The following is a 24767-nucleotide window of genomic DNA, read 5'->3' as shown; positions in this document are numbered from 1 at the left end:
CTCCAAATCGCTCATGTCAGATCGCGCCAATTTCCCACTCCCGCCTGTTGTTTTGCGAAAGTGAATCACAAGCCTATGTGAATGAACAGAAATTTATGGGTGTGCTGCCTAAAAGACGCAGGCTACGCGACCAGCCATGTCGGAAAGTGGCATATGGGCGACATTGCCGAAAGCTGGGCGATGAACCAGGGGTTTGATTACGCTCAACATGCCATCCATCAACAAGGTCAGCTCACCATTTTTCACGACGATGCCATCCGTGAACAGGTTTCGGTCGGCATTGCGGATTTCGACCCGGTTTACACTTTGGACGATCTTTTCCGGCCCGACGCTTCGGCCATGATGACGGTAATCGAAGGCGAAAACGGTGGTCCGATAAGAGAAATCAGGATGGAACCGGGCGAACGTTGGAACGCTGAAAAGTATGACGAAATGAATCAGGCGTTTCAGGACAAAACCCGTCCGAGTTGAAGAGGCTGGCCAGCGGTAAAGACCCATTCTTTTTGCAGTATTGGCCCATGATCCCACTGGACAACACACGGGCGGGCCGTGATGGGCCAGACAGCCCTAACGGTGGGCTTTACGTTGACAAAATGCAATTGCTGGACACTTGGCTTGGCGATCTGTTTGCCGAAGTGGATACACTGGGTCTGACTGAGAACACCATAATCGTTGTGATGGGCGATAACGGCCATTTCACAAAGTATTCTCCACAATCGGGATATTCGCCGATGATCTTCAGAGGCGGCAAAGGTGATACGACCGAAGGTGGTGTACGCGTCGATGCGTTTATCCGTTGGCCCGGAATGATCGGAGCTGATTCCATGATCAACAACATCATACATGTGTCGGACCTTTATACGACACTATCTCGGTTCGCTGGCGCCGAAGGCGGCATTCCTACAGACCGCCTGGTTGATGGTGTTGATCAGTCCGCATCGATTCTGTTCGAAGATGAATCCAAAGGGCGACGCGATAGCGTGATCATCTATTCCATCGACTCTCCTAAAGCCATTGTGAAGGACAAGCTGCGCCTGAATCTTCCCGCAGCTGGTGAAAGCGCGATTCTTGCCGAGTTCTACGACATCTATCGGGATACTCACGAAAAATATCCGGTTTCAACCGAGGTCGGCGCTTGGGGAGGGCAGGAATTCGTGCGCATCCTTGGTCGCCATTTGGCCCGCAAGGAAAAGTACCCCGATACACCTCCTGCATATGGACCGCCTTATGAAGGAATCGAAAACATCCGCCCCGAAACCGCAGCAGCTGTCGAAGCCTTCAACATAAAACGCGCATCAGTTCAGAAATAGGGATCAGCTATGATCCTTCATCAGACGTTGCTTTTGGCGTGACCAGTCCCGCTTGGCTTGCGTTTCACGCTTGTCGTGAATCTTCTTACCTTTGGCGATACCGATCTTAATCTTAGCCCGGCCTTTGTGGTTAAAGTACAAAACCAGCGGCACCAAGGTCATGCCTTTACGCTGCGTCGCGTTCCAAAGACTCGCCATCTGTTTTTTTGAAACCAAAAGCTTGCGGCGACGACGCTCCTCGTGTTTGAACACTTTGGCCTGTTCGTACGGGGCAATATAGCTGTTAACCAGCCAAAGCTCTCCGTCGTCCACTGAGGCATAGCTATCTGCAATGTTTGACCCACCTGCGCGCAAGGATTTGACCTCGGAACCCTCTAGCACAATGCCGCATTCCAGATCATCCTCAATTGCATAATCGAAGCGCGCACGCCGGTTCTCAGCAATCACTTTATAATTCGGGTCTGTCTTCTGCTTGGCCATGGGGCGTTGATTTAGGCGGCTTGGGCAAACCATGCAAGGCCGGGATTTTATTCGGTATCCTAAGAATTAGCCGAAATGATCAAGTCAGGCCCAAAAATCGTATCTGCATGGTTGTGCAGATATATCTTCAACCAAGGTGTAAAACGATCCGGGTGACGTTTCACTTCCGCCAACAGATCATGATAATCAACCCAGCGTATGTCCATGACTTCGTCAGCATTAGGATCGATTTTCAACTGACCGCGCACATGGGCCAGAAACACATCAACCACTTCATGTTCCACCATGTCATTACCAACATCCGCATGATACTCCAGACGGTGTCGATATTCTGGGTACAAACCAGTGATCCCTAGCTCCTCAGCCAATCTCCGCACTGCGCAAACCGATGCGCTTTCGTTCCAATCCGGGTGGGTGCAGCAGGTGTTCGCCCAAAGACCGGGAGTATGATATTTTCCCATCGCGCGTCGCTGGATTAGAATTTCAGTACCGCGCACCAAAAAGACCGAAACCGCCTTGTGCTTAAGGCCCTTTTCATGTGCTTCCAGCTTGTCCACGGGAACCAGAACGCCATTTACCCATGCTGGAATCATGATACCCATCTATTCTCTCCTGCTGCCGAAACAATTTCGCGGCGGTAATAACGGGATAGCTACGCCCAAAGCAGCCTGACGTTCTGGATGATCTTTTTTGAAGGTGAGCGGGGGACCATCCGATGATACAAAGGTGCTTTCGATCAGTTCGAGAATCAATCGTGCGAATGGCCGCAGGGATAGCGGCCAAACTTCGGTCTATGTCTTCGAATATTCTTTTGCCACTACTCTCCGGACACACTCACGATATAGGCATAGACGTCTTCTGCACCTTTTTTTAGCTTGAAAGTCATTTTGGATTTTGCCGCCGTCTCACCCAGATAGTCCTTTAGAAAAGCCTTGGGATCCTCTGCATAGGCAACAAATGTTTCTTCATCCCAGACCAGACCGTTTTCACCGGCTTCAACGATGCTGTCGCCATATTTGTACCCTTCAACCGTGCCTGCGGTGCGGCCCGCAACACCGTAAAGGTTAGGTCCAGTCTTGCCGCCTTTAACGATGACTTCACCTGCTGGATCAGCAATCATGTGGCAGGACTTACATTTGTTAAAACCTTTTTTACCTGCCTCAGCATCGCCTTCTGCAAGGGCGGGAAAGGACAGCAGGCAGACAATCACGGTGGCTAGAATTCGTTTCATAGCTGATGCTCCGATGCGTTTTTTCTACACTGAATGGAAGGCTGGTTTTAGGCAGAGTCAACGCGCAGATTGCCGCGTGATGTCACTGTGTCACAGCGGTGTATTGACGGTCACTCGCGGTTATCATGCATCTCGGACCAGCACGGCAGCAGATCGCCTGCGCTGGACGACGCCAAAAAAACAGCACGAGCAATCGCACGGGCCAGACAAAGCGACGCGGAATGCCCAATCAAAGCCAAGGCCCCTTCTTCAACCTCTTGCGATCCGGTACTGATCCCAAAAACCAGATCGCCGTCACCCGGAGTGTGAGAAGGCATAATTGCTCGGGCGATCCCGTCGTGGGCCGCCATAGCCAAACGCTGACATTGCGGTTTGGATAAGGCGGCGTCTGTCGCAACGATGGCAATCGTTGTATTGGCTTTTTCCGGCGATGCGGGGTGCATTGCCTGTGCCTTCAGGCTTTTTGGAATTGGGCCCAGACCTGAACTCGGATCAGGGCCAACACCACCAAATTCAGATCCAATTTCGAAATGTGCGGCCCAGAAGTGGCGATTCCCCGGTGTAGTCACACTACCCAAAGGGTTAGCCGCCACAAGCGCACCAACCGTTACACCGCTTTCCAACTGCAAGGAAGCCGAGCCAAGACCACCTTTGTGCATCGCCGCCAGTGCCCCGGTACCTGCGCCAGCGGTACCAAGGCGAAAGTCCTCTGCAGCGGTCAAATACGCGGCGCGCCCTAACGCTCGATAGGGGTTTTCTGTCCAACTTTTGTCGCCACCGTTTAAAAGATCGAACAAGATCGCGCCGGGCACAATTGGAACAACCGCGTTCCCGACATTGAAGCCGCGGCCTTGGGTGTAAAGTGCATCTGACACACCTGAACAGGCGTCCAGGCCAAATGCTGATCCACCGGACAACGCAATTGCGTCGACGCGTGTCACCGACTTATCCGGAGCGAGCAAGTCTGTTTCCCGAGTCCCCGGTGCACCGCCCATGACATGTACAGAAGCGGTAAACGGCTCTGCGGCAGTTAGAACAGTGGTTCCGGACTTCAGCGCGTGGTCTTCCGCGTTTCCGACTAAAAGGCCGGGAACATCGGTGATCAGGTTTCTGGATCCCGGGGTCATATTGCGCCTATCCTCAGATACATCGACCGCCGTCGACCTCAAGTGCGGTGCCGGTGATCATACTGGCCTCGTCGGAGCAGAGGAAACATGCTGCATTTGCCATGTCTTCGGGCGTCGAAAACCGGCCCAGCGGGATGGTCGACAAAAACTTGGCGCGCATTTCAGGCGTGTCCTCTCCCATGAAGGACTTAAGCAAAGGTGTCTCCCCAGCCACAGGGCAGATTGCATTCACACGCACACCTGACGGGGCCAGTTCTACAGCCATCGTTTTAGTCGCTGTGATCATCCAGCCTTTTGAGGCGTTGTACCAGTTTAGGTTTGGGCGAGGTGACAGGCCTGCTGTCGAGGCCACGTTTAGTATCGCACCTGCCCCCCGCGCTTTCATCGCCGGCACAAAAGCACGAGCAGTCAGATAGACGGATTTCATATTCACGTTGAAGACGCGGTCAAAGTCTTCTTCGTTGACCTCTTCCAGCGGCATCGGCAGGTGAGTTACGCCGGCATTATTCACAAGTATGTCCAGGTGACCGAATCGATCCCGCGCTGTGTCTGCCATAGCATGCACCGAACCTGGGTCCGCTACATCCACCAACTGAGCTATTGCATTCGGTCCAAGTTGCCTTGCCTGAACTTCGGCCGCGTCGCGATTTATATCAGCAATCATTACCTGCGCGCCTTCGGACAGGAACTTCTGCACAATCCCAGCACCGAAACCGGACGCGCCGCCGGTAACAATTGCGGTTTTTCCCTCTAACCTCATGATCTTGCTCTCCCTTGCGCGATCAGACTAGCAAGGCACAGCGAAACTACCAGATCAATCTTCCGAGACCTTACCGCGCAACGCTTTCACATCCGATCGAGCCTTTTTTGCCGCCAGTCGACGTTTAACAGACCCGAAAGTGGGTTTGGTGGCGATGCGTCGCTTTGGTTTCACTAACGCGCGGGTGATCAACTCGGTCAGTCTCGCGCGGGCAATCTCACGGTTACGGGCCTGAGATCGGGTTTCTTCACATTGGATGATAATCGCGCCTTCTTTAGTCCAGCGCCGCCCAGCTAAACGTTTCAGCCGAGTTTTAACCGAGTCCGGCAAAGATGGTGAGCGCGCGGCTTCGAACCGCAATTCGACAGCTGTCGAGACTTTATTGACGTTTTGCCCGCCGGGACCGGATGAGCGCACAAAGCTCTCGGTTATTTCCCAATCTTGTAGTGTGATATTGTCGTTGATGCGCAACATTGGAGCGACTTTACAAGGGCCAGACATAAACAGAAAGGGCCGCCCCAACGGGACGGCCCTTCGAAAGTTCAGGAGGTCGGGTCGGTTAGATCAATCGACCAGCCGGAGCGAGCGCTCCGCCAAGGGCTGCCCTAACAGGCGATCCCCCCGGTTGTTCCGACACCTCTCTCCAATCTCTTTCTCGACACTGGATCACCTCCTTTTCTATCTGTTGCGGTTAATTGTAAGCCTGACACAAGTTGTGCCATTCTCAAAGCGTTTTTTTAAGCAGGCTGAGCCGTGAGCCGCCCAACGATAACTTTGAACGGGATCAGGGCGATCAGAGCCAGCGAGAGTTTGACTAGCCAGTCAGCGAAGGCCAGCGTCACCCACAATGGCGCTATTGGGCCGGACAGCATGAACGGCATAGGTTCCCACGCCCAGTTAATCGCGGCATCAGCGTTTGCGCCGAAGAAGGTGACCGAGGCCGAGAAGGCCAAAGTGAAGAAGATCGCGGTGTCCAGCGCCGATCCGACCAACGTCGAGACAAGCGGCGCGCGCCACCAGCGGCCGCCGCGCAGCGAATTGAACACTGTGACGTCCGTCAGTTGCGCGATCAAGAAAGCCGTACCCGAGGCAACTGCGATCCGCAGAGGTACCGCGGCGTAGGTGAAGCCATCACCCTGAAGCATGATCTGGCTGCCGATCAGCGAGCAGACGATGCCGGTGACAAAACCTGCCAACACAACCTTGCGGGCCGGACCCACGCCGTAAACGCGATTCATGATATCGGTTATCAAAAAGGCCAGCGGATAGGTGAAAGCACCCCAAGTCAAAAGCCCGTCGAAGATCAGGAATTGGACCAGAATGTTTGAGGCCACAACGATAGAGGCCATGGCAATGATGCCGGGAATGTAAGCGCGTTGCATGTTTTGGTGCCCGTTTTGACAAGGTGGCGGCGACTTGGCCCCGGACTCATCCCAAGGCAGGCCGTGCATTTAGACCCTTGTCAGGCGCCTGTCAATCCGGCAGCAGGTATTCTACCAGCTCAGTGCTCTGCAGAGCCAAAAAGTTGTCATCCGAAATCATCGTGGCCCGCAGTTGCCCATTTCTATCCTTCCAAATCGACAATCCTTCTAAATTGTCATGTGTACCATTTCCGGTTTCAAACAAAGTGTCCTCGGCTTCGGCAACATCCTCATTCAACTTCCACCGTCGAAGACGGGATCGAAAACCAAAAGGTGAAAAGCTACGCTCTAAAACATAAAGGCGCCCATCCGGCCCGAAATCAGCCGCGACCGGCTTAAATCTTCCTCGTGGCGGGAGGCCAAATGGAGTATCCCAGTTGTGCCCATCCCATCGAAAAACAAGTATTTCCCCTTGGGCCGAACGACTGGTCTCGGTCACCGCATAGACCCGCCCCAATTTGTCGATTGCCAATCCTTCAAAAGACCCGTTGCCTTCCAGATCTCCAAAAAAATTCGGTCGAGGCAAAACATGTGCCTTTTCCTGTGATGACGGATAGTGGGCAACGCGGTGGACGCCCTCGAATGAGATGAAAAAGCTACCATTTTGGGCAACCGCGATGCCCTCGGAGTCACCAGCTCGGCCCTTGAGCAATCCACCGGTGCTGGACAGCACAGGCCAATGTTCAAGAAGTTCAATGCCACTTATTATCCCCTGATCCCGATGAATTCGAGCCTTAACAAGCATTGCGCGATCGGAAAGAGCGATCAATTCGCTCCCGTCGTCCGAGATGTGCAAGGCAGAAAACCCGCCGAACCAACTCTCGTCATACTGCCAGGCCGAGCTGTTTTGATGGGTTGCTGTTTTGACGTCCACCGCGCCGACCGATCCGGCCAACACCAGAGCGGCGATCAATTGGACTGAAGTACTGAGGCGCATTGCTGTGGCAGGTCGGCCAAACGATATTCACCGCGTTTTTTTGGTGCCGGTGCATTCGGATCAGGGGGCGGGGGGTTGAGAATGTTTTGTACCCACTGCTGTGCCTCTGCGCAGCCATCACCTTTGGGTGGCGGATCTTGATTGATGCAACCGCGTGACCCGCGCGGGCATTTCAGGCGGACATGGAAATGATAGTGATGCCCCCACCAAGGCCTGATTTTGCGCAGGTAGGCACGGTTACCCGTCTCTTCTTTGCACATCTCAACTTTGGCGCCGGGAAACACAAAAATCCGTGCTACGCGTTTGTCTTTTGCTGCCTCGCGCAGAATAGCATGATGCTGTTTGGTCCAGTTCCCGTTTACATAGGCTCCGTTGGATCGTCGCAAAGAGATAGACGAAATATTTTCGCGCGCATTGCGCGACAGTCGTAGATTATCGGCCGGCAACATCCAGATATCGATGTCCAAACCCAACTGGTGACTTCGATGTCCAGATGTCATGGGTCCACCGCGTGGTTGGCTGATATCCCCAATGTAGAGTCCGCTCCACCCCGGCTGACGCGCTGCAAACTTGCTGAGATCTTGCACGTAGTCGATAGTTTGTGGGTGCCCCCAATTGCGGTTGCGTGAAAGACGCATTGCCTGCCACGTCGGACCAGTTTCGGGAAGTTGGACCGACCCGGCCGCACATCCGCGCGAATAACTGCCGAAAGCCGCCGCCTTTTGGTTGGAACCAACTTTCTGGGCACCAAACAACTGCTTTGCTAATGGCTGTGCTACCGTTGGGGCAGCCAGGCAAACCGCCGTCAGTATTACAAAAAAACGTAGTAAAATCATCTGCTCTGATCCCCTTCGGGCTTAACCCAGTGCATCAGGATTAAACCAAGAATAAACAACACAACGATGGGAGACACCCCCAGTCGTGCGCTGCCGGTAACTGTCGTAGCAATTGCGATAAGCATTGGTGCGGCAAAAGACGTGGCGCGACCCGACAAACCATAAAGGCCAAAGCTTTCAACCGGTGCTTCGGGATCTGTGTGGCGAACCATCATTGATCGACTGGCAGATTGCAGAATGCCACCCATGCCACCAATCAATACGCCACAGCCAAAAAATACCAAATCCGGCAGGCCAGAGCCTTCGGGCAGTGCGATCCCAAAAATTTGCGTCCGGTTCATCGAAACAATTGTGGTGCAGACAAGGATTAACACCCAGATGGCCACCAAGATCACCGGTTTTGGGCCATATTTCTTGTCCAACTTTCCGCCCACCCACGAAAAGGCAGCCGCCGCCAAAACGCTCACTATGCCAAACACGCCGATTTTGATCAGGTCCCACTCCAGAACCAATCGGGCATAAACTCCACCAAAGCTATAAAGCCCGTTCAACGCGTCGCGATAGAACATGGACGATCCCAGATAGCTGGCCAGACTGACCCGGTAACGCAGGTTTGACACGGATTTGACAAGCAGGCTCAGCGCCTCACCGACGCTACCTTTTTTTTCGGATTGTGAATCGTCCCGAACCCACATGAAATAAGGCACCATGAACAGAGTGAACCAACCTGCGGTGAACGGTCCGACAAATCGTGTACCCTGCCGTGACGTGGCATCCAGCCCGAACATCGGATCCATCCCGATCAATGTCTTGCCGTTGGCCTGTTCTACAAACAATGTCAGCATGATCGCTAGCGAGATCAGCCCGCCAAAATAACCGAACGCAAACCCCGAACCGGAAATCTCGCCCACTTCGCGGTCGTCGCCAAGATCAGGAAGTTGTGAGTTGATAAAGATCAGTGCGTACTCGGCGCCGACAAACCCAAACCCAAATGCCGAAAGCATCAACCACATGTTAGATCCGTCCGGCATCGTGTACCACAGCGCCGCGGATCCAACTGCGTACATGACAGAAAATGCAAAAATCCAGGGAATTCTGCGACCCGAAACATCGGCCATCGCACCCAGGAGTGGTGCGCCAAAAGCAATAATCAAACCGGTTATTGTTAGACAATTGGCCCAAACAGTTTGCGCGCGCGCGGCCGCAGCCTCAGCGTCAAGACCCGTACCTGAAAAATACCCGGCGGCAACCCCGGCAAAGTATGGACCAAATACAAAGGTCACTAGCAGGGTATGATATGGTTGGCTGGCCCAGTCGAAAAACCACCAGCCCCATATGCGCTTGCGCTTGGAAATCTCTGCCATAACCGCCCCGGGTTTCTGGGTTTCATAAGACGGGTCTTTGATGCAATTCGCAAGCGTTCTGTTGCCTCACACTTGCTCTTTGTGGTTAAGGCGCTTAGGTCTCAGCAAATGTGAAAACGGAGTACCCATGCTGTCGCTGATCCAAATCCTTCTGCTGATACTGGACATTGTCTGGTTCATCATTCTGGCCCATGTGATCATGAGCTGGTTGATCAACTTTCAGGTTCTGAATCTGAATCAACAGTTGGTCGCACAAATCTGGTATGGGCTTAACCGAATACTTGAGCCAATCTATGGCCCGATCAGACGTTTCCTGCCAAACATGGGCGGGCTTGATCTGACACCATTGGTGGTGCTGATCGCAGTCTACGCGCTTCGTATTATTTTGATAAACAACGCAGTCTATTTTTACTGACCCCTTGTTCGAAGATTCCGAGTGTGTGATTGTCCTGTCTTAAGAGCAGATAGAAGATAGAACAGGGCAAACCCGCACATGTTCGACGCCGCGCCTATGCTGCGAGATGTCTTTGGATTCGACGACTTCCGCCCCGGGCAGGAAGAAATTGTCGATGCCGTTGCCGCAGGTGAAAACGTTTTGGCGATCATGCCTACGGGTGGCGGCAAATCGCTGTGTTATCAATTGCCAGCTTTAATGCGAGACGGGGTTACCGTCGTCATCTCTCCGTTGATTGCCCTGATGAGGGATCAGGTTCGCGGTTTGCAAGAAGCAGGGGTCACCGCCGGGGCACTGACCTCTGGAAATACACCGGAGGAGACCGACGCCGTGTGGGAGGCTCTGGACGCCGGACGCCTGAAATTGCTTTATATGGCACCCGAAAGGCTTGCAGCCGGGTCCGCATTGGGAATGCTGCGTCGGATCAATGTAAATCTGATCGCGGTTGACGAAGCCCATTGTGTCAGTCAATGGGGCCACGATTTTCGACCGGATTATCTGCGTATAGGAGACTTGCGGCGGGCGTTAAAAGTTCCGCTGGCTGCTTTTACAGCCACGGCTGACACGGAGACGCAGGAAGAGATTGTTGAAAAGCTATTCGACGGCACAACGCCAAGCAAATTTCTTCGCGGCTTCGATCGACCCAACATCCATTTGGCTTTCGCAGCAAAAGACGGGCCGCGTAAGCAGATATTGGAATTCGCTGGCGCTCGCAAAGGTCAACCCGGCATCATTTATTGCGGAACCCGCAACAAGACCGAAGTTCTGGCCCAAGCGTTGCGCGCGCAAGGGCATAACAGCTGCCACTATCACGGCGGGATGGAGGCAGAAGACCGCCGCGCCGTCGAAGCTCGTTTTGCAGGCGAAGATGGGCTAATTGTGGTCGCAACCGTGGCATTTGGCATGGGGATCGACAAGCCCGATATCCGCTGGGTCGCGCATGCGGACCTGCCAAAATCCATCGAGGCATATTATCAGGAGATCGGCCGCGCTGGTCGGGACGGCGGCCCTGCGGAAACCCTGACCCTTTTTGGACCTGATGATATCCGCCTGCGACGTTCTCAAATAGATGAAGGTTTGGCTTCAACCGAGCGGCGCATGGCCGATCATGCGCGTCTGAACGCTCTGCTTGGATTGGCCGAAGCATTAAAGTGCCGACGTCAGACTCTATTGGGTTACTTCGGTGAACAGGCCAAACCTTGCGGCAAATGCGATCTGTGCGACAACCCACCTGAGATTTTCGACGGCACCACCGCAGTTCGTATGGCTTTGTCCGCGATTCTTCGTACCGAAGAATGGTTTGGTGCAGGGCACCTGATCGATATCCTGTTAGGGGTTGAAACAGATAAGATTCTGTCTCGCCGTCACGATGCACTTTCCACCTATGGCATTGGAAAGGACTGGTCACGCGCCCAGTGGCAGGCGATTTTTCGACAGATGATGGGGCATGATCTGATCCGCCCGGACCCGGACCGCCATGGCGCGCTGCGCATGACCGAGGCCGCAAAACCAATCCTGAAGGGCGAGGCGCAAATCGATCTTCGCAGAGATACTATCCGCAAAGCTGGACGGCGACCTGCGGTCAAGGCGATGGTATCGGAAGAGAACGCACCATTGCTTTCGGCTTTGAAGGCGAAACGCCGTGCGCTCGCAGAAGCCGCCAGAGCACCTGCCTATGTTATTTTCCCAGACCGCACGTTGATCGAAATGGCCGAGAAACGTCCTTTGACGTTGGACGAAATGGCGCGGATCGGCGGTGTGGGCGCCAAGAAACTCGAGCGTTACGGCAACTTCTTTCTCGAGGTTATAGCTGGGGAGGCTCAACCAGTGCATCCCGCGCGTCGCAAACTGGCGAGCAGGGGCCACGGTGAAATCTATGATCAGCTGCTTGAAGTTCAGTCGCGGCTATCGCGCGGGTCCGAGGGTATAGATAAACCACTGACTTGCTCTGCCTCGCAGCTGGCTAAGGTGGCTCAGATGCGTCCTGATGATATTCGGGGCCTGGAAAAAGTGTTGGGCGACAGACGCCATGAACGATTTGGCCCGGCATTTCTGGACGTGTTGCGACAAGCGGGCTAGATACCGCAAGACAGGCAAGAAAGAGATCGGATATGCTGATAGTGATTTCCCCGGCCAAGCGGCTGGATTGGTCGGAACGTAACGTAACGCCGACAGAACCAGCTTTTCAGGATGATGCTTTTCGCCTTTCGAAGACCGCGCGCAATCTGACGCTGGGCAACCTTAAAGGTTTGATGGATCTCAGTGACGATCTGGCTAAACTCAATCGGGAACGTTTTCGCGCATTTGCAGAAACACCAGAGATTTGCTCTACTCGGCCGGCGGCTTTGGCCTTTGCAGGCGACACTTATCAGGGACTTGAAGCTGCTTCGTTGGATAACGACGAAATGGATTGGGCGCAGGATCATCTGCGTATCTTGTCAGGCCTTTACGGTTTGTTGCGCCCATTGGATGCAATTCAACCTTATAGACTGGAAATGGGCAGCAGGCTGAAAACCCGTCGCGGCAAAAACCTTTATGAATATTGGCGCGATCATCTCAGCAAAGCTTTGAACGATCAGGCTCAGAATATTGACTCGGACGTTCTCATTAATTGCGCCAGTCAGGAATACTTTGGGGCCATCGACCGAAAGGCGCTCAAACTCGACGTGATCACGCCAGTGTTTATGGAAGATAAGACGGGCACCCCTAAAATTGTCAGCTTCTTCGCAAAAAAAGCTCGTGGTGCAATGGCGAGGTACATTGTTCAAAACCGTCTGACCGATCCTGAAGGTTTGCTGGAGTTTGACACCGGTGGATATGAATACCGCCCAGACCTGTCCGAAAAAAAACAGCCGGTTTTTGTTCGACCTTATTCGGCGTGATCCAGCATCGAAGGGTCGTACGCTACCAACTCCACTGTATTACCCTCGGGATCTTGGGTGAATATTCCGCGCCATCCGATCCAGCCGAATTGCTCGACCCGGTAGGGTATTCCGATTTTGTCATACCAACGCATAACCGCGTCTTGTTCTGAAAAGGGCAGCGACAGAGCGATATGATGCAAGGATGAACCCCGACCTGTTATCGGTTTTTCCTTACCTGAGGGATGCAATCCTGGGCGCGGTGCAGCTGAATGGTGAAATAGGGCGAGCACTTGGGTGTGCCCGCCATATCCTTTGGCTATTTCAAAGAAAGTGACAGCGCTGCTGTGGTCTCCACTGAGACGTTTTAGCCCGATTACGGTTTCGTAGAATTCGACCATTGCACCCATATCAGCACAGCGTATTGCGACCTCTCCCAGTGCACGGGTGCGAAAGCCTCGATCACTTGGCATGTGTCAGTCCCATTTCCTGCGTCTGTTTTCAACTAAAACGGGGCGAGCGTCCTTAGGGCATTTATCAACTATAATCTGCACGATCCGCTTCTTGTGCAATGGTTTGGTCAGGTAATGGTCCAAACCAGACGCCAAAATGCCGTGATCGTCGCCTGCCATGGCATGGGCGGTCAGCGCCACAATAGGCACTCTGCGTCCGGTGGCTATTTCGCGCCTGCGGATTTCTTCTGTGGCCTGCTTTCCATCCATCTTTGGCATAGAAATATCCATAAAGATCAGATCTGGCGCGAAATCGTCATAGGCTTCAATAACCTCTAACCCATTGGCAACAAAACGCATGTCGATATCCATATCTTTTGTCATCTTTTTGAGAATTAATTGATTTGTCTTGTTGTCATCTGCGGCCAGAACGCGCATGCTTCTTTGAACCGACGCGCTTTTCTTTGATAGAGTTGTGTTTTCTTCCCATTTTTGTTCTTTCCCGAAATCTCGGTCGAAGGAACTTAGGGTCATTAGGCAAGCTACAAGTTCGGATCGGGGAATGGGCTTTTGCAAAACACTCTGGATCAGATGATGAGCAGAGTCGGCGGTTAAGACGCTGGGATTTGCCGACATCACCACAATTGGCAATTCTGCCCAACCATGGCTGCGCAGCGCTTTGGCAAGCTCCAGTCCATCCATGTCTGGAAGTTCTTGATCACACAGCACCAAATCTACAGAGTCATCAAGTGTCGAGAAAACTTCTGCCCCGGATTCGCAGACAGTGACCCGCAAGCCCAATCTGCCCAGTTGCTTGGTAAGAATTGCGCGGTTGGCCTCAAGATCTTCTACAAGCATTACGTGACTAAGGTGATCATTCAGACGTGGCAGAGTAGGCTGCAAACCCTCGGCAGTGGGCAGCGTCAAACGAAAGCCGAAACACGAACCTTTACCCGGCTCGCTCTCGACCCAGACCGTACCGCCCATCATCACAATCAGTCGTTTTGTGATCGCCAGTCCAAGCCCAGTGCCTTCGTACTGACGATTACGTTCGTCCTCGACTTGGTTGAATTCGCCAAAGATATGTGGGATTTTGCCGGGTTCGATGCCGATCCCGGTGTCCTCGACTGCCACATGAACATCGCAACTTTGCGTTTCAAAGTTTGGTACACCAGTCACTCGGATTAGCACGTGACCTTCCGAGGTAAATTTGACCGCATTGCCAATGAGGTTGGTCAGAATTTGCCGCACACGCCCTAAATCTCCGACAAACAGCGTCGGCAGGAACAGGTCATAGTCTACAAGCAACGTGAGCCCTTTTTCACGAACGCTTGGCTGCAGCAACATCGACACCTCGAGAATGCAGCGCTCCAGATCGAAAGGTTCTTGATATAGTGCTAATTTTTCCGCCTCGATTTTCGAATAATCAAGTACATCGTTGATTATGGACAATAGCGCTTCACCCGAGTTTCGGATCGTGTTCACGTAAAGCTTTTGTTCCTCGTTCAGCGGCGTTTCTGTTAGCAATTCGCTCATGCCAACGATGCCGTTCATCGGTGTTCGTATTTCATGGCTCATATTGGCTAAAAACACAGATTTCGCTCGGTTTGCGGCCTCGGCCTTTTCACGGGCTGTGCGCAGTTCGGCCTCATTCCGGACTGACGAAGTGATGTTAAGTGCAAGACTGACTACGTCGCCTCCATGCCCGCGCTGATCAATGACCCGAACAAATTGTCCATTCCACAGCTGAATCACCATTGGTTCGGGATTCGGACGCGCCCATCGACGCTGCATCCTGGCCTGCCAGTCCGCTGCAACCTCCTGCCCAATATCCACGATCCCTTCATCGGTCAGAATTTCAAGAATTCGGTGATATGAAATTCCGGATCTTACTTCATCCAACCCCTGGAATACGCTCAAATACGCGGCATTGGCGCTGATCAGACGGCTGTCCCCGTCAAAAAAGGCAAAGCCGTCTTGAATGGTCTGGATTGAATGCCACAATCGACGTTCGGCGACCTCTATCTTGGCGTTTGCAACTGTCAGGTCAGATTTGACCTTTTCATTTTCACCCCGGACATTTTCCACCTCTGCCTGTGTTTCATCGATTTGCCGGGACAATGCCATAGCGCGACGACCCAGCTTGCGGTTGGCGGCCGAAAGCTCAGCCTCTTTGAGGTGCAGCAAACGTTCTGCGGCCAAACGTGCACGCCGTTCTTTTGCGAGTTTTTCAGCAAGACCCATTATTCACCTGTCCCGGAATATTCCGAACACAGCATCCGATCAGACTGTGAAAAAGTGTTTAAGCCGCTTTTTTCAACTTAACGACGACCCTCGCGCAACCATCCTGCCAACAAGAATCCACCCGTCATCAGCAAGACCAACCACGGTGGCAACAATCCAGCTTGGGTGACCTCGCGAGTTTCATAGGCATCGCGCGGGGTCAGACCGATCCATCCGCGACCCGCTGCTGGGCGGCCGAGACGGACATTGCGGATGACGGGTAGACCTTCTTCGACCCTGATTGCACCGCCGCGCAAGCTGGCCAAAATGGGACTCAAAACTTCGTCAGTCGCGATGGTTCGCTCGAACTCCTTGGGCGCGGCAGGACCAAGGCCAATCACTACCGAATGATCACCTTCCTTAAGACGGTACAGGCCAATCTCGGGGCCGAAATACAACGCTTCAAATCTTCCCGGAGACACTTCCTCCAGTTCGATCTCAAGCGTCTCGCCATTAGGGCGGGTTACAGTCACCGCGCCGACCTCTTCACTCAGTGTTTGACGAATTATGCGCATGGACTGACCATTGGCTTCGGCCCAGAGCGCTTCTTCTTCAAGTTCCGGTTCTTTCATCATCCAATGAGCCAGCCTCCGCAAAAGTTCCAGTTGCGGACCACCACCTTCGAATCCTCGACTCCATAGCCATGCATGATCAGATGCCAATAGCGCAACGCGCCCTTCGCCTACGCGATCCAGAACCAACAATGGGCGATCTTCGATACCTGTCATCAGCAGCTCGCCTGAACGGTGGCTTACATCGATCTGCCTCAACCAAGCGCCCCAGTCATCGGATTCACCCAGGTCCGACGTTACAGGATGACGATCACCCGTTTCGGTTACCATCGGGACAAACCGCTCCTCTATAACTCGTGCTGTAGGCTGCGCCGGTAAAACCGGTGCCAGAGGCGATCGGAAGATGCTGTCGGCCGTCGCAAAATCCGGTCCCGCCGCGATCAGAACCGCCCCACCGTCGTTGATGTAATTGGTCACATTATCAAGGTAAATTGCCGGTAGAATGCCGCGTCGCTTATATCTGTCGAAGATGATCAGGTCGAAATCGTTGATCTTTTCCAAAAACAGCTCACGCGTTGGGAATGCGATCAAGGACAACTCATCCACTGGCACGCCGTCCTGCTTTTCCGGAGGACGAAGGATGGTGAAATGCACAAGATCGACGGAACTGTCGGATTTCAGCAGGTTCCGCCAAGTCCGCCCGCCCGGGTGAGGTTCGCCCGACACCAGCAGCACTCGTAAACGGTCGCGTACGCCATTCATCTGGATCAGAGCAGTATTATTACGATCGGTCAGCTCACCCTCAGCTTCGGGAACAGTGAATTGAATCACGTTGCGCCCTCCGTGGGGCAACGTGACTGGCAGTTCGACATCAACACCAATTGGGATGTTGAAACGTTCCGGTTCCGATCCGTCCACCGAAATCTCAAGTGGGGCGCTACCGGCGCCAGCAGGTGCCGCTCCGCTGTCTTCGACACGCAAGGTCAGAGTTATCGGCTCGTCGATAATGGCAAAGGCAGGGGCGTTGCGCACGATAAGACGGCGATCCCAGTCTCCTGTACGTCCAGTTTGCAAAAGGTGCATCGGTGCGGGCAAATCTGGAGCTTGATCAACATCATGCACAATGCCGTCTGAGACAAGGATAATTCCGGCAATTCGGGCACGCGGCTCTTCCGCCAAAGCCGCGTTCAGCGCCGCCATAATCTGGGTACCCTCGTCTCCGTCCCCATCACCTACGCGAATGCGCCGCAGCTCAGTATTGTCGCGGATTTCGATCTCCGCTGCGAGCTCATCTGCTGTCTGTATAGTTTGATCCGCGCGGTCAGACAGGGTTTGGCTGGCGCTTTGATCTTCGATCATCAAGACGATATCGGTCAGAGGGGACCGATCTTCGACTTGATAAACCGGGCCAGACAGAGCCGCGACAAGTATTAGGGCGGCCAATCCACGCAAGGCCCATCCTGACAACCCACGCAACAGAGCCAGCGTAACACCGGTCAACGCAACTGCTGCAACGGCCAACAATGCGGGCCAGGGGATCAGAGGATCGAAAATTACGGTTCCAGTCATTGTCCCAACCTGTCCAAAAGGGCGGGCACATGCACCTGATCGGACTTATAGTTGCCAGTCAGAACATGCATCACCAGATTGACTCCAAATCTATTCGCCAGTTCACGCTGCCGTTCCCCAGCATATCCCCGACCCACTGGCAACAAGGACTGACCGTTTCGGTCCACTGCCCATGCACCGGCCCAGTCGTTGCCGCCGATAACGACCGGGGTGACATTGTCATTGAGGTTGCGAAAGGGCATTCCTTCGATTTGTTCCGCATCTGGCGGCGCAGCTTCAACCCAGACACCGTTACCCGCATATCGGCCTGGAAAATCCTGAAGCAGATAGAAAGCCCGTGTAAGCACATGGTCACTCGGTACAGGTTCTAACGACGGGATGCTCAGGGGTCCCGCAAGCTGCTGAAGCTTGCGTCCGTTGGGGCTTGAAGCTCCAAACTCCGCGATATCGGCATCTCGCGTGTCAAACAGTATCATCCCTCCTGATCTTAAATAGTTGTTGAGCTTGGCGTATGCCTCAGCTGATGGCTGCGGCTGATCCGGGGTGATCGGCCAATAAAGCAGCGGAAAAAAAGCAAGTTCGTCGCGCTCCAAGTCCACGCCGATTGGTTCTGCAGGTTCAACCGAGGTACGGAAATAGAGTGTTTGAGCCAATCCTCTCATTCCGGCCAAAGCGATGTCGTCAACTTGCCCGTTTCCGGTCAGGACATGGGCTAGAACCAATTCCTGCGTTGCGCCAAGGGCGAAATCTGTTTCTTCAGGGGTTTGCGCGTGCGCCTCTGAAACAACCAAGATTCCGCCTAAAAGGACCGCCGCGGTTCGCGCTATCCAAAGTCTGCCAGACAGGGCTAGTGAAGCGAATACATCGATTGTCAGCAAGATTAGCGCCAAGCTCATCAGCAAGCCGCCTATCGGAGTTTCAGAGCTTACCTCCTGACCTTTGATTGGAACATCAGGGGGCCATACCGCAGGACGAAGAACACTGTCTTCGGATAAAACGTTGCGGGCAACTTTTTCTTTGCCGCTCTCGTAAAGTCCCGGTCGCAAATTGGGACCAATTTCCCCCTCAACCAATTGTGCGCCGTCTACACCCGGCAGGCTTCCTGCATCATACAACGATCCGAATCCGTCCAAAACCTGAACAGGTTCCCACGTCGTGCCTTGCAATTGTTCCACCTGTCGTGACTTTGCAGCAGATGCAACCGCGAGCCGGTCCAGCATTTCGACAAATAGACCCGAAAGCGGCAGGCTTGACCATTCCGCGTCCGCCGTGACGTGGAACAGAACCACCTGACCCAAGCCCAGCGCTTTTCGCGTGACCAACGGCGTTCCATCCGTCAAGGACGCAATTACTCGATCAGCCAAATTAGGGTCTGGCTGCGCCATGACTTGAGTTGACACGTTCACGTCGCTTGGCACCTGCAATCCGTAAAATGGGGAGTTTTCGGGAAAGGGCGATAGTCCCTTGGCCTCTCCCCAGCTCATTGCACCGCCGACAGACCGGCCCCCACTTCGCAGGCGAACGGGCAGCAATATATCTTCTTCGTCGCGACCAAGATCGCTTGCTGCCATTCTGGGACCGGCAAACCGCAATAACAAACCGCCTTGTTCGACCCATTCGACCAAAGCCTCCTGCTCGGGCTCAGCCAATCGCGTAACATCGGCCAATACAATTACATCTGGATTCGCAGGCAGAACCTCAAGCAACCCGCCATCCACAAAATCCGCCGTCGGGCGCAGAACCTGGGTTAGGTAATGCAGCGGAGACAACAGCTCCAAACCTTCGCGATTAAGTGTCCCGGCAATCAGAGCGACCTCACGTCGGCGCAAGCTGTCGTCCGTTAGCGTAATCGCTCCAGCAGAGCGTTGGCCCTGAATTTCAAAGCGAGTTATTCTGGCTCGCAATTCTGACGGCAGCGCCAATTCGCTCTGCGCTTTTGTTTCACCGCTTTCGAAAACCATTTCAACCGAATGCAGCACTCTCATGGCACCAGCCGGGTCGCGGCCTTGCGCCAGAACAGTGATATTGGCAGTCGGGCCGGGTTCAGCCCGCATTGCTGTCAACTGGATCAAGCCGTCTTGATAGGTAGCAGGCAATAGCGCAGTAACCGGTGCCGCCGGCCGAAAGACGGTCACCCCTCCGCTTGCCTGCAATACCTTCAAAATCTCTTCTTGACCGGGGTAATTTAACCAATCGCTGAACCAAAAAGTATCAAAAGTGTCTTCCACCTGCTCTAAAGCCTGAATGGATTGCTCGACTTGCGTTGCGCCAGGCTGCCAGGGTTGTGGGACCAGTCCGGGGAGGCGTGTGCGCCAAGTCTCAGCGGCCTGAAATACTGGAGCCTCCGGTTCGGTTAACCGCAAGATCGATACGGGCCGACCAGCGCGGCCGGCCTCGGTAAGCTGAACATCAATTTGGTCTAAGACTGATGGCCAACGCGTTGCACCCGCCCAGCTCGCATCCAGAACCAACAAAAGAGGGCCTGATCCGGCCTGATCCCGAGACGGGTTGAGTACAGGACCCGCCAAACCAATAATTATCGCCGCCGCGGCCAGCATCCGCAGCAGTAATAACCACCACGGTGTGCGGTCGGATACGCTTTCGTCATCTTTGAGGCCCAACAACAACGTGACCGCGGGAAACAACCTGCGCACCGGTGCAGGCGGCACCGCGCGCAACACCAACCAAAGAATCGGCAGGGTTAGCAGACCCAGCAAAACCCACGGTGCTGTAAACCCGATCCCTGCCAAAACGGTCATCGCGGGCCCCCATCCAAAGCTCGGTAAAGCCATAACAGGGCCGCTTGCGCACTGTCAGAAGTGTGATGCAGACCCAGCTGCCAACCGGTGGCGCGGCATAACCGGGTCAACTCGTCTTTTCGCCGGGCGAGACGCTCCAAATAGCGGTCGCGCAGGTCTCCGGCCTTGAGTGTCTCATGCCGTGTCGTCCCACCGACGCTTTCAAAGATCGTGCGGCCACGATAGGGGAAGGACTCTTCATTTGGGTCCAGAACCTGCAGCAAAAGGCCGCGCACTCCGCGATCGGCGGCCTTTGTCAGGGCCAGCTCTACCTCGGCCATTGGCCCAAGAAAGTCGGAAACGAACACAGCGCGGGCGTGCGGGATCATAGCTTTGTGTTCCGGCGGTGAGTAATCAACGTCGGAGTCCTCGGAAAGCGCTTCTGCCAATCGGATTATTTGAGCATTGCCACGACGCGGAGGCAACGAAGTGCCCGTCAGCCCGACTCGTTCGCCGCCGCGCACTAACAAAATCGCAATGGAAAGCCCCAGCAATCGGGCACGATCAGATTTGGTTGGCAGGTTTTTGTCTGAAGCAAACCGCATGGACGCTCCCTGATCGACCCACAGCATGATCGACTGGGCGATTTGCCATTCTCTTTCCCGCACGAATTGCTGGTCACCTCTGGCTGAGCGTCGATGATCAATCATCCTGCGGCTGTCACCGATCTGAGCCGGGCGGTACTGCCAGAAATCATCACCCAGACCTGCGCGACGCCTACCGTGATCGCCCAGCAGAACCGTACCGGCCAAATGCTCGGCTCGCGCCAAAAGAGGCGGCAAGCGGGACGCTTCTGCCTCTGACCTTTCGCGAAGTGTCAAGGCCGCATTCACGCCGCTGCCTCGGTGCGTACCAATCCGGCAGCGGTTGACTCAATTAGATCGGCAAGGCTGTCACCACGTGCTCGGGCAGCGAAGTTCAGCGCCATTCTGTGGCTTAGAACCGGTCGAGCCATATCCAAGACATCCTCGGCATTGGGCGCTAACCTACCTTGCAACATTGCCCGGGCGCGAACGGTCATCATCAACGCCTGTGCAGCACGTGGGCCGGGACCCCAAGCCACTGTCTCCATCACACGCTCGGACGCGCCATCCTCTTCGGGACGAAAGGCGCGAACAAGATCAAGAATTAATTCAACCACCGATTCCCCGACAGGCATGCGCCGCAATACGACCTGCGCTGCCAATAGCTCTTCTTTGGTGAAAATCTGATGCGCTTCTTCTTCCTCCACCCCAGTGGTGGCCAAAAGGATATCTCGCTCGGTTTGCCGATCCGGATATTCAACGTCAACCTGCACTAGGAAGCGGTCCAGCTGGGCCTCGGGCAACGGATAGGTGCCTTCTTGTTCAATTGGGTTTTGAGTAGCCAGTACATGGAATGGTACTCCTAAAGACCGATCCTCGCCGGCGACTGTGACTGTGCGTTCCTGCATTGCCTGCAACAGTGCAGATTGCGTTCTTGGGCTGGCCCGGTTGATCTCGTCCGCCATTAGCAACTGACAAAAAATCGGGCCAGGAATAAACCTGAAATGTCGACTTCCGTCTTCTGTCGTATCCAGAACCTCTGACCCCAGAATATCGGCTGGCATCAGGTCTGGAGTGAACTGAATTCGGTTGCCATTCAAGCCCATCACAGTCGACAACGTTTCGACAAGTCGCGTTTTGCCAAGACCGGGCAGCCCGATTAACAACGCATGCCCCCCACACAAAAGAGCGGTCAGGGTAAGGTCCACGACCCTTTCCTGCCCGATAAAGCGCCGGGTGATCGAGGACTTGGCCTCTTGCAACTTGTTTTCCAACGCTTCGATCTCGGCTACGAGGTCGGCAGGTTCGGTCATGAGTTTCCCTTCCGTGGACGAATATGATTGAAGTGTATCGCGCTGTGAGGAAATGGCAAAAGCAATGAGCGGACAAAAACCCGTGAAACCTTCGCCTGATGGTCTTGTGGCATCAGTAAATGCGGCCAAAATCGCCGGTTTACCGCCTGTTCACCTATGGAATCCTCCGTTTTGTGGTGATCTGGACATTCGGATCGCAAAAAATGGCTCTTGGAGTTATTTAGGATCGCCCATCGAAAGGTTCGAGCTTGTTAAGCTTTTTTCTTCAATTCTTAAGAAAGAAAACAACGACTATTACCTAGTCACTCCGGTCGAGAAGGTGGGAATCACTGTTGAGGACGCGCCGTTTATCGCCGTTGATTTCGACAGAAACGGCGAAGGAGAGGCGCAGACACTGACTTTCGTAACCCAAGTTGGCGACACTGCCCGGGCAGGAAGCAATCATCCTATCCGAATTGTCATTGATCCGGAGACGGAAGAACCATCGACATATATTCTGGTTCGCGCAAATCTCGAAGCACGCATCGACCGCAAGACTTTTTACAGACTTGTCGAAGTCGGCACTCACAACGAAGGCTGGTTTGGTGTTTGGTCCGATGGTGCTTTTTTTGACTTGATCCCGTCTGATCAACTGCCGGCAGCAGACTAAACCGTTGCTCACGCACCCCGATCTTGCGCCAAAACAACAGCCAGCGCGACAATGCCGGCGCCCAAGGCACGGGTCCAGTTCCACTCATCTCCCAAAACAACCATGATCACCATCACGTAAAATGGCGCGATGTTGATATGAAACGAAGATAAGGCTACACCCAATTTTCCAACGGATGCTATAAAAAACACTTGGCTAAGGCCCATTGATATCAATGCATAAATCAACAGCATCCCGGCCTGCTGTGCGTCAAAAGCTGTCTTAGGTAAAACATCAAAACCGAAATAAGCCGAAACAAACACAAGCGCAGACGCCATCAATAACCCGCCGACAAAAGTTATTGTGGTTCGGCCGGTCTGGCTAAGCTCTGGAAAATCCCGAGCTGTCGCCATACTAGCCCAACAAAATAACGCTGTTGACACAACCGCGCAAATAGCACCCAGCCCCAATTGTGCCGGGGCTACAGCACTTGTTGCGATCAGACCGCCGAAAATCGAAACAATCACGCCCAGCGCAAAGTTCCACTTTAATCGGCGTGTGCCTGAAAAAAGTTCCAGTAAAGTCGCCGTCAAAGGCGCGCAAGATGCTATTATTGCAACGGTGACAGGGTCAGTCAGCTTTTGCGCCAGAATGATCAGATACATTCCGCATCCAAGCCCAAATCCTCCAATAGACATTGCATGGCCCCAACGGGCGGCAACAACTCGGCTAGGGCCGTCAATCAACGCCCAAATCGGGATCATAACAGTTACCGCCAGTGCCAGCCTTGCAGCCAGCAGTGCAACAGGCGGCCAAGTCTGCAACAGGATCTCTGCCGCCGGAAACCCCGCGGCCCAGGTCAACATGGATGCCACAGCTAAGCTGTTGCCTGACAAAGCAGACTTTCGTACGCCAGACCAACCAACTGGGTTCCCGCGAACGGGGTCGGGGCTCATCGCCATGAAGTCAGACCTTTTGCTAACGCGGCGCCGAAAAAATGATTCGCCGCGATAAACAGAACGTGTTCGATTTCAATCCGTTGATCTGGTCGATTTTCGACAATCTGTCGTTTTCAGGCCCTTTCAAGGAATTCGGTATGTCGCTAAGTTCGCTTCACTGTTACCGGGGCTGTCTATGCCAAGATTTGCTGCTAACATTTCGCTGCTTTTTGCTGAATTGCCCTACTTTGATAGGTTTGCGGCTGCCGCTCAATCAGGATTCGACGCAGTCGAAATCCTGTTTCCACATGAATATGCCGCCAAAGAAACACGACGCGCCCTACTTGCCAACGGGTTAGAGCTGGTGTTGATAAACGGGCCGCCACCAAATTATACCGGTGGACAGCCTGGTTTTGCAGCTGTTCCAGGCGGCGAGGCTCGGTTCCGGACAGATATTCAGCGCGTCCTGAGATACGCTGAGACTCTGCGATCTGGGATTATTCATGTCATGTCAGGCTATGCATCCGGACGCGATGCGTTCGATAGCTTTGTACGAAATTTGCGCTGGGCCGCTGATCAGGCGCCGCAACAAAAATTCACTATAGAGCCTCTGAACACCGTTTCGCAGCCCGGGTATTTTCTGAACAATTATGATCTGGCCGCCGAGGTTTTGGATCGCGTTAACCGCCCGAATGTCGGCCTGCAATATGACAGTTTTCATGCCCATATGATCCATAAGGACGCTATCGCTGTCTGGAATGCTTATAGGGACTTGATCACGCACGCCCAAATTGGCGCAGCTCCGGATCGCTCAGAGCCCGGTCACGGCGTAACAGACTTCGCAGCCTTGTTCGAATTAATGGACTCCAGTGGATACACTGGTTGGGTCAGCGCAGAATATACACCTTCAAGCCACGTAACTCAGACCACGTTAGGCTGGATGTCCAAAGGGTAAAAATAAACACAGAT

At 53.8% G+C, this 24767-nt stretch carries 24 protein-coding genes; 7 read left to right on the top strand and 17 right to left on the bottom strand.

Going from position 1 to position 24767, the window contains the following annotated elements:
• Positions 1-81 precede the first annotated feature (81 nt).
• Both AC2FNE_RS19290 and AC2FNE_RS19285 read left to right on the top strand, forming a co-directional pair.
• Positions 82-471 (top strand): hypothetical protein, encoded by a 390-nt coding sequence (locus AC2FNE_RS19290; RefSeq protein ID WP_496806071.1) that lies wholly within the window; start codon positions 82-84, stop codon positions 469-471.
• Positions 472-518: 47 nt separating this feature from the next.
• Positions 519-1310, top strand: coding sequence for a sulfatase-like hydrolase/transferase (locus AC2FNE_RS19285; RefSeq protein WP_496806070.1), 792 nt, complete (start codon positions 519-521; stop codon positions 1308-1310).
• 3 nt (positions 1311-1313) lie between these two features.
• Here the strand turns inward: AC2FNE_RS19285 and smpB are convergent, their stop codons facing one another.
• The 10 genes from smpB to AC2FNE_RS19235 form a co-directional block, all read right to left on the bottom strand.
• Positions 1314-1790: an SsrA-binding protein SmpB gene (gene smpB, locus AC2FNE_RS19280; protein ID WP_170479598.1), complete on the bottom strand. Its 477-nt coding sequence runs from the start codon at positions 1788-1790 to the stop codon at positions 1314-1316.
• Between the two features lie 59 nt (positions 1791-1849).
• Entirely contained in the window at positions 1850-2392 is a 543-nt protein-coding gene (idi, locus tag AC2FNE_RS19275; RefSeq protein WP_170479600.1) for an isopentenyl-diphosphate Delta-isomerase, read from the bottom strand.
• A gap of 215 nt (positions 2393-2607) precedes the next feature.
• Positions 2608-3021 (bottom strand): c-type cytochrome, encoded by a 414-nt coding sequence (locus AC2FNE_RS19270; RefSeq protein WP_170602971.1) that lies wholly within the window; start codon positions 3019-3021, stop codon positions 2608-2610.
• Positions 3022-3131: 110 nt separating this feature from the next.
• Positions 3132-4148 carry a P1 family peptidase gene (locus AC2FNE_RS19265; protein WP_170602970.1) on the bottom strand — a complete coding sequence of 339 codons (1017 nt, stop codon included), beginning with the start codon at positions 4146-4148 and terminating at the stop codon, positions 3132-3134.
• A gap of 13 nt (positions 4149-4161) precedes the next feature.
• Positions 4162-4908 carry an SDR family oxidoreductase gene (locus tag AC2FNE_RS19260; RefSeq protein ID WP_170602969.1) on the bottom strand — a complete coding sequence of 249 codons (747 nt, stop codon included), beginning with the start codon at positions 4906-4908 and terminating at the stop codon, positions 4162-4164.
• Between the two features lie 54 nt (positions 4909-4962).
• On the bottom strand, positions 4963-5382 hold the full coding sequence (arfB, locus tag AC2FNE_RS19255) for an alternative ribosome rescue aminoacyl-tRNA hydrolase ArfB (protein ID WP_170479608.1): 420 nt from the start codon (positions 5380-5382) through the stop codon (positions 4963-4965).
• Positions 5383-5645: 263 nt separating this feature from the next.
• Positions 5646-6290, bottom strand: a complete 645-nt coding sequence (locus AC2FNE_RS19250; RefSeq protein ID WP_170602967.1) for a queuosine precursor transporter — start codon at positions 6288-6290, stop codon at positions 5646-5648.
• A 91-nt stretch (positions 6291-6381) separates the two neighbouring features.
• The gene (locus AC2FNE_RS19245; protein ID WP_496806069.1) at positions 6382-7266 is read right to left on the bottom strand and encodes an esterase-like activity of phytase family protein; all 885 of its coding nucleotides are present in this window, start codon (positions 7264-7266) and stop codon (positions 6382-6384) included.
• Positions 7239-8102, bottom strand: a complete 864-nt coding sequence (mepA, locus tag AC2FNE_RS19240) for a penicillin-insensitive murein endopeptidase (RefSeq protein WP_170602963.1) — start codon at positions 8100-8102, stop codon at positions 7239-7241. The genes AC2FNE_RS19245 and mepA overlap by 28 nt, the downstream gene beginning before the upstream one ends.
• The gene (locus tag AC2FNE_RS19235) at positions 8099-9466 is read right to left on the bottom strand and encodes an MFS transporter (protein ID WP_170602961.1); all 1368 of its coding nucleotides are present in this window, start codon (positions 9464-9466) and stop codon (positions 8099-8101) included. Before AC2FNE_RS19235 ends, mepA begins: the two co-directional genes overlap by 4 nt.
• A gap of 127 nt (positions 9467-9593) precedes the next feature.
• Between AC2FNE_RS19235 and AC2FNE_RS19230 the strand changes: the two genes are divergently transcribed.
• The 3 genes from AC2FNE_RS19230 (at position 9594) to yaaA (ending at position 12802) form a co-directional block, all read left to right on the top strand.
• A complete protein-coding gene (locus AC2FNE_RS19230; RefSeq protein ID WP_170479616.1) occupies positions 9594-9881 on the top strand; it encodes a YggT family protein in 288 nt (95 codons plus the stop codon).
• A 78-nt stretch (positions 9882-9959) separates the two neighbouring features.
• Positions 9960-11999 (top strand): DNA helicase RecQ, encoded by a 2040-nt coding sequence (recQ, locus tag AC2FNE_RS19225; RefSeq protein ID WP_170602959.1) that lies wholly within the window; start codon positions 9960-9962, stop codon positions 11997-11999.
• Between the two features lie 32 nt (positions 12000-12031).
• A complete protein-coding gene (gene yaaA / locus AC2FNE_RS19220) occupies positions 12032-12802 on the top strand; it encodes a peroxide stress protein YaaA (RefSeq protein ID WP_496806068.1) in 771 nt (256 codons plus the stop codon).
• On the opposite strand, the gene AC2FNE_RS19215 is transcribed toward yaaA, so the two are convergent.
• From AC2FNE_RS19215 to AC2FNE_RS19190, 6 genes are all read right to left on the bottom strand, one after another.
• Positions 12790-13254: a VOC family protein gene (locus AC2FNE_RS19215; RefSeq protein WP_170479622.1), complete on the bottom strand. Its 465-nt coding sequence runs from the start codon at positions 13252-13254 to the stop codon at positions 12790-12792. The genes yaaA and AC2FNE_RS19215 overlap by 13 nt on opposite strands.
• 3 nt (positions 13255-13257) lie before the next feature.
• Positions 13258-15477: a response regulator gene (locus tag AC2FNE_RS19210; protein WP_496806067.1), complete on the bottom strand. Its 2220-nt coding sequence runs from the start codon at positions 15475-15477 to the stop codon at positions 13258-13260.
• 77 nt (positions 15478-15554) lie between these two features.
• Complete coding sequence (locus tag AC2FNE_RS19205; protein WP_496806066.1) at positions 15555-17597, bottom strand: hypothetical protein; 2043 nt, start codon at positions 17595-17597, stop codon at positions 15555-15557.
• Positions 17594-20356, bottom strand: coding sequence for a DUF4159 domain-containing protein (locus tag AC2FNE_RS19200; RefSeq protein WP_496806065.1), 2763 nt, complete (start codon positions 20354-20356; stop codon positions 17594-17596). The genes AC2FNE_RS19205 and AC2FNE_RS19200 overlap by 4 nt, the downstream gene beginning before the upstream one ends.
• Positions 20353-21228: a DUF58 domain-containing protein gene (locus AC2FNE_RS19195; RefSeq protein ID WP_170602952.1), complete on the bottom strand. Its 876-nt coding sequence runs from the start codon at positions 21226-21228 to the stop codon at positions 20353-20355. Before AC2FNE_RS19195 ends, AC2FNE_RS19200 begins: the two co-directional genes overlap by 4 nt.
• The gene (locus tag AC2FNE_RS19190; RefSeq protein WP_496806064.1) at positions 21225-22232 is read right to left on the bottom strand and encodes an AAA family ATPase; all 1008 of its coding nucleotides are present in this window, start codon (positions 22230-22232) and stop codon (positions 21225-21227) included. The genes AC2FNE_RS19195 and AC2FNE_RS19190 overlap by 4 nt, the downstream gene beginning before the upstream one ends.
• Before the next feature lie 64 nt (positions 22233-22296).
• Between AC2FNE_RS19190 and AC2FNE_RS19185 the strand changes: the two genes are divergently transcribed.
• Positions 22297-22881, top strand: coding sequence for a DUF1285 domain-containing protein (locus AC2FNE_RS19185; RefSeq protein ID WP_254442519.1), 585 nt, complete (start codon positions 22297-22299; stop codon positions 22879-22881).
• Positions 22882-22889: 8 nt separating this feature from the next.
• On the opposite strand, the gene AC2FNE_RS19180 is transcribed toward AC2FNE_RS19185, so the two are convergent.
• The gene (locus tag AC2FNE_RS19180; RefSeq protein WP_496806063.1) at positions 22890-23822 is read right to left on the bottom strand and encodes a DMT family transporter; all 933 of its coding nucleotides are present in this window, start codon (positions 23820-23822) and stop codon (positions 22890-22892) included.
• Positions 23823-23994: 172 nt separating this feature from the next.
• Here AC2FNE_RS19180 and AC2FNE_RS19175 point away from each other — a divergent pair, with 172 nt between their 5' ends.
• The gene (locus tag AC2FNE_RS19175) at positions 23995-24753 is read left to right on the top strand and encodes a hydroxypyruvate isomerase family protein (RefSeq protein ID WP_496806062.1); all 759 of its coding nucleotides are present in this window, start codon (positions 23995-23997) and stop codon (positions 24751-24753) included.
• The last annotated feature ends 14 nt before the right edge of the window (positions 24754-24767 follow it).

It is taken from the genome of Ruegeria sp. YKSD179 (genome assembly GCF_059612885.1).
This window is presented reverse-complemented; position numbering and strand designations above follow the sequence as displayed.